Origin of the sequence: Alkalinema pantanalense CENA528 (assembly GCF_050753345.1) — a bacterium.
GTDB classification, from domain to species: domain Bacteria; phylum Cyanobacteriota; class Cyanobacteriia; order Leptolyngbyales; family Leptolyngbyaceae; genus Alkalinema; species Alkalinema pantanalense.
Genome location: NZ_JBLZFX010000015.1, coordinates 84041 through 90456, shown reverse-complemented (window position 1 = coordinate 90456; position 6416 = coordinate 84041). Strand labels below are relative to the sequence as shown.

General features: G+C 48.7%; 2 protein-coding genes and 1 pseudogene. 2 read left to right on the top strand and 1 reads right to left on the bottom strand.

Annotated elements, in window-relative coordinates; genetic code table 11:
- Both ACN4EG_RS07470 and ACN4EG_RS07465 read left to right on the top strand, forming a co-directional pair.
- Nucleotides 1-189 (top strand): annotated as a pseudogene (locus tag ACN4EG_RS07470) (hypothetical protein); the annotation flags it as partial.
- Nucleotides 190-291: 102 nt separating this feature from the next.
- Complete coding sequence (locus tag ACN4EG_RS07465; RefSeq protein ID WP_431628709.1) at nucleotides 292-3171, top strand: CHAT domain-containing protein; 2880 nt, start codon at nucleotides 292-294, stop codon at nucleotides 3169-3171.
- Between the two features lie 162 nt (nucleotides 3172-3333).
- Here the strand turns inward: ACN4EG_RS07465 and ACN4EG_RS07460 are convergent, their stop codons facing one another.
- Nucleotides 3334-6408, bottom strand: coding sequence for an NHLP bacteriocin export ABC transporter permease/ATPase subunit (locus ACN4EG_RS07460; protein WP_431628708.1), 3075 nt, complete (start codon nucleotides 6406-6408; stop codon nucleotides 3334-3336).
- Nucleotides 6409-6416 lie beyond the last annotated feature (8 nt).

Here is a 6416-nt window from a genome sequence, read left to right as displayed (position 1 = left end):
ATGGAAACGATGACCAGTTGGGAAGAAAAGGGGTTGGAGAAGGGCCTGAAGCAAGGCATTGAAGAGGCTACTCAGACGATCGCGCTGAATCTACTTCGTCAAAAGGTTGCGATCGAAACGATTGCAATCGCTACGGGACTGACTGTTGAGCAGATCCAAGCGCTGCAAGCTCAGCTCATGGATCAGTAAAGGCGAAGAATTAAGGGTCGATCGCCTAGTTCCATAAGCTCGATCGCTTGAGAAGGAGAGAAGAATGCGATAGCGTTCTAGAGAGCCGATCGAGGTGATGAGATGCAAAATCGGGTTGCCGGTTGGGTTGCAGGGTTGCTGGTTGGAACGACGGCGGTGGTGGCGGTGGATGGGCTACCTAGTGTGGCGCAAACCGTTGCCCCGACGATCGGTCTAAAGAAAGCCTTAGCTGATCAACTGCTCGAACAAGGGAAGCAATACCATCAGACTAGCCAGTTTGAAGCTGCTATCCAGTCTGGGCAACAAGCATTAATGCTGTATCAACAAATCCCAGATCGGCAGGGCGAAGGACACGCACTGGGAAACTTGGGAGTTACCTATCAGAGTCTTGGCCGCTATCCTGACGCAATTCACTATTATCAACAAAGTCTAGAAATTGCACAGGAAATCAAGAATCGTTCAGGAGAAGCTGCCACCCTGAGTAACCTTGGAATTGTGTACGACATTCTTGGGAACTATGCCAAAGCAATCGAATATCATGAACACAGTTTAGCGATCGCGCGTGAAATTAAGGAACGACTTACGGAAGGAAATGCCCTGGGTAATTTGGGAAATGTCTATCTTTCTCTTGGCGACTATCCTAAAGCGATTGCCTATCAAGAACAAAGTTTATTGATTGCGCGGGAAATTCATGATCGTCTCGGGGAAGGTCAAGTACTTAGTAGCCTGGGAATTGCATACTTTTCTCTGAACAACTATTCTAAAGCGATCGAATATCAGGAACAAAGTTTGGCGATCGCGCAAGAAGTTCAAGACCAGTTGATGGAAGGACAAGCATTGGGTAATCTGGGAAATATATATTTTTCCCTCGGTAACTATGCCAAAGCGATTACATACCAAGAACATCGTTTAGAGATCGTCAGAAAGATTAAAGATCGCCAAGGGGAAAGCCAAACATTAGGTAATTTGGGACAGGCACATTATTTTCTCGGTAACTATGTCAAAGCAATTGCATACCAGGAAGAAAGTCTAGCAATTACTCGGGAACTTAAAACTCCAATCGGGGAAACCAAATCACTTGGCAGTTTAGGAAATATATACCGAGCTCTCGGTAACTACACTAAAGCGATCGAATACTACGAACAAAGCTTAGCGATCTCACAGAAAATTAGAGACCGACAAGGGGAAGGTCAAGTACTGGGTAGCTTGGGGCTTGCATATCACTCTCTCGGCAACTATACAAAAGCGATCGAATATTATGAAAGACGTGTAGCCATTGCTCGGGAAATTAACGATCGCGATGGTGAATATAGGGGACTTCATAACCTTGGTCTTACTCTAAACAGATATAATCAAACTGATTTAGCTATTATTTTCTATAAACAATCTATCCAAGTTGCCGAAAGCATTCGTAGTGATAATCGTAAACTTTCTCGAGACTTACAAGCTTCCTACAGCGAAACTGTTGCCGGAACTTATCGTAATCTTGCCGATCTACTACTTTCCCAAGGCCGTATTGGTGAAGCTCAGAAAGTCCTCGAACTCTTGAAAATTCAGGAAATCAATGAAATTACTGAAGGCACCCGTTCCGCTACTCCCCTCACCCAAGTTCCCCTCACCCAAATCGAACAGGAAATCATCCAAAAACATACGTCCCTGATTGCCTTTGGCCAACAACGCGACACCTGCAAACAAACCAACTGCTCCAAACTGGAAGAATATAACCAAACCTACCGCAACCTCACCGCTGCCTACGACCAATTTATTGAAGGTGTTAAAACCCAACTCACCCAAGAACGCAATGCAGCGATCGCTGCCAGCACTGACGATTTCACCGGCGGAGCCAGAAAAATCGTCGATGCCCAACCCAACACCGTCCTGATTTATCCCCTCGTTCTACAAGACAAAACCCGTATCCTCTGGGCCTCCAAAGGGGGTGTCCTCAGTCAAACTGAATGTGCCCTTGGCGAAGCCCAACTCTCCAAACTGGTTGAACAATTTCGCAACGACCTCCAAAATAGTACCGACCTCACCCCAGTTCAAACCACAGGCCAACAACTCTACCAATGCCTCCTGCCCCAAAAACTCCGTAACGAACTCACCCAAAACAGGATCACGAACCTCGTTTTTGTGCCCGATCGTGTTACCAACTACATCCCCATGGCCGCCCTCTACGACGGTAAACAATATCTGATCGAGCAATATAGCATTTCCAATATCCTCTCCGTTAGCCTTACCGACACCCAAGCCAAACTCCCTGAGCAGGCTTCTGTCCTTGGCTTTGGCCTCTCTCAACCCGTTACCCTCAGGAATCCCACCCGTCAATTTAGTGGCCTACCCTACGTGCCCTACGAACTTGATGCCATTATCAAAAGTGATGATAAAATTGATTCCCGTGGTGTTCTTTCCGGCAGCACTTGGCTTGATCGATTGTTTACACTCAACAACCTTGAAACTCAACTTTTCCAGCAAAAACCTAATATTCTCCATATCGCCACCCATGGCGAATTTCTGCCCACCTCCCCCAAAGACTCTTACCTGCTGCTGGGCGACGGTACCCCCTACGAAATTTCCAAAATTCAATATCTAGAAGATCTGCAAAACGTTCATTTGGTCGTTCTCTCCGCCTGCGAAACGGCCCTTGGCGGCAGCGATCGGAATGGCCTAGAAGTCGCGGGTATTGCGTCCTACTTCCTCAGCAGTAACGCCAAAGCCAAAGCTGTTCTCGCCTCCCTCTGGAAAGTCAACGACCCTGCCACCAGCCTGCTCATGGCCGAGTTTTACCAAAATCTCAACCAAGGTCTCAGCAAAACCCAAGCCCTGCGCAATGTTCAACTCAAGTTGATCAATAGCCAACTGACTCTCCAAGATGCCGCCGATCGAGCCGGAGCCCGCCGCTACATCCCCAACCAAAAACGCCCGAAACACCTTTCCCATCCCTACTACTGGGCACCCTTCATCCTGATCGGGAATGGCCTCTGACCCAGGAGCAGATCGCCCAACTTAATCAATGTGGGATAACTTCATCTCTGATTAAGATAATTAATCAAGAAGAGAGTCAATCCTGACACCGTTTAACAAATGCTAACGCTAACGGATTGACTCTCCTCCGATCGATAATGAATAATCATCAGTGATTATTCACTACAGCTGTTGCCGTTGGATTAACTGACTAAATACCCCACCCTGCTGGGCCAACTGCTCAAAACTGCCCTGCTCTACTACCTGCCCAGCCTGCAACACATAAATACGATCGGCATTGCGAATGGTACTCAAACGGTGTGCCACCACCACCCGCGTCACCTTCAACCGATCGAGACTTTCACTGACGATCGCTTGGGTCTTATTATCCAACGCACTCGTCGCTTCATCAAAAAACAAAATCCGAGGCCGCAAAGCCAACGCCCTGGCAATCATTAACCGTTGCCGCTGGCCTCCAGAAAGATTACTGCCCCCTTCACTGACCACCGTATGCATTCCCATCGGCATCGCAGCCACATCCCCATCAAATCCCGCCATGCGTGCCGCTTCCCACGCCTCATCCATCGTAATCAGCGCCCCACTGGCAATATTTTCAAAAATTGAAGCCGACATCAACCGACTATTTTGTAACACAACCCCCATTTGCCGCCGCACCGCCGCCACATTCAACCCCGCCAAATCCTGCCCGTCATAATAAACCGTGCCCGACTCTGGCACATCAAATCCCAACAACAAACGCAACAACGTCGATTTTCCACTGCCCGACGGACCCACCAATGCAATAAACTCCCCAGGTTCCGCCTCAATACTAACGTTATTTAAAATTAAATTTCCATCGGCTCGATAGCGAAACATCGCATGTTGAACAGCTAAGGCCCCCGTCAACCGACCGGGATCGGACTTCTCCGTATCCACCTCCGGTAAACCCTGCAAAATCGGCTGTGTCCGCTCCCAAATCGGAATTGTCTCCAAAATGTCAATGACGATCGTGCTGAGACTCGTTGCCCCTGTGATAAACGTACCAAAGGCAGTATTAAACGCTAGAAACTTCCCCGTTGTAAATTCACTGCCTTGGCCTTGGGATTGCTGTAATGCCATCGTTGCAAAGGCAAACAATACCGCTGGAGTCAACGTCGCTAGCAATTTATTAATAACAGTAAGATTATCTTCAATCCCTTGGGTTGCCATCATTAATTTCAATTGATGGGCATATTGCTGGCCCCAATGGGCAAAGGCACGATTTTCTGCCCCTGCTAACCGGAATTTAGCAACACCATTGACAATTTGAAGCATCACCCCAAATAGCTTACCCTGCTCATTTAACAAGGGACGGGTTTTCTTCAGGGTCATCACTCCTGCGCTAATGGTGACTGCTACATTAATCAATGCAACTACCAATGCGATCGTGGCCAGTGATGTGCTGTAGGAAAAAAGCAAGCCTAGATTCAACAATGAAAATAGGCTAGAAAATAAACTCTTTAACATCGTCGTACTTAATTTCTGACGAATTTGCGTAATTGTCGAAACCCGAGCGCTTAAGTCCCCCACGGAATACTGTCGGAAAAACGAAACAGGTAACTTCAGCAGTCGATCCCAGACTGCCGATTGTGTCGAGGCATCCGCGTAGCTCTCTAGCCGCACGATCGCGAACCCTTGGGTCAGTTGAAACAACGCGCCCCCCAATGCCGTTGCCAACAACCCATAGCCCATCTGCCAGAGGAGATCGCGATTACGATCGGGAATGACTTGATCAATTAACAATCCCGTTGCATAGGGCGTCACCATGCCCACCAGCGTTGCTGCAATGCCTGTGAGAATTAGAGTGATAAGTTCCCGGTGATGTCCAAAGCCTGCAAATTTGAGCAGCGTAATTGGCGTAATCACCTGGGGAAAAGACCGATAGAACGTATAGGCCGTAGGGGATAGCTGCTGGGCAATGTCTCGATCGCAGGGGTACTTTTGTTGGCGCAAGGGATCGAAAACTTCGTAGCGATGTTCAGACAAGGGCAGCAGTGCCACGGGGCGATCGTCCTCCGCGCAATAGGCTAATAACGCCCCACAATCTTGATTCCACCAATTATTGCGTAACACCACCCGCCGCACCCGCATGTGGGAAGCCCGCGCGATCGCATCTAGGAGATCGGGAACGCGCCGCAGGTCTTCCGAAGCTGCTGGGGGCACGATCGTCATTCCTAAGACCCGCCCCACGGCTCCAGCTGCCATGACCACAGCCTCTTCTTCGGTAATAGCTGGAGTTGGCGATAGCTGCCATCGATCGGATGATTTCTGTGGGCCAGACTGAAACACCGCTTGCATTTGCTGGAGCATTGCTGCTTGAATTTTTCGATCGGCCTGCTGCTGAATCGCTAAGCGTTGCATTTCCTGTTGATAGGTCTGCTGATCTAGCCTTTGTAAAACTTGTAAAACTAGCGCTTGCAGAACCTGGACTCCCTGAACAAAGGTGTGTGGCTGCCGAATTTCAACCTGGGGTTGGCTATCTACCTCGACCACGGTTTCCGCCTGCACCCAGAGATGGGTATTGAGCGGCAATCGGCCCTGGTCGATCGCGATCGTCAAATCCGAACATCCCACTAAGGTCGCCTGACCTTGCAGAATTTTAGTCCAGGTCATTCGCCCCTGCACGGGCTGAAACACTTCGCCCCGATCGAGGACGCCCCAGGATACAATCTGCGTGGGTGCAGTGTTGGGTAAAATGCCTGCCAATGTTAAGCCTAAGCGATGTACCCAAGACTCTAGTTTATCGATTGCCCGATGGGGATTAGTAATCATCCCATCGCAAAATTCCGCGATCGAGAGAGGTTGCAAAGTCGTTTCTTCCGCTGCCACAACCAGCATTTGATAATCCATTCCCTGACTAGTGCTGGAAGAAGTTTGGTAAGCGTGGTGTTGACTGTTATTAGCAACTAAAAGATCTCCAGCTTTCACCGTGAATAAATGGCGTCGTCGTCCCTTGGGAATCCCTCGGTCTACTTGAATGCTGAAGACTGCTAATGATCCCGATCGTACCTGCCAAAGGATATCCGGTTGATCTGAAAGTTGATTTAACAACAGTGCCGTATTACTTTTTAGAACTTTGAGTTGAACGCTTGACTGAATGCCTTGAACATCAACCGTTTGGGTCTCAATGCCTTGAATATCAATGCCTTGAACATCAATGCCTTGAACATCAATGCCTTGAACATCCTGGTCGAGTACAGTTTGAGAGCTGGGTACCATCGTGATTC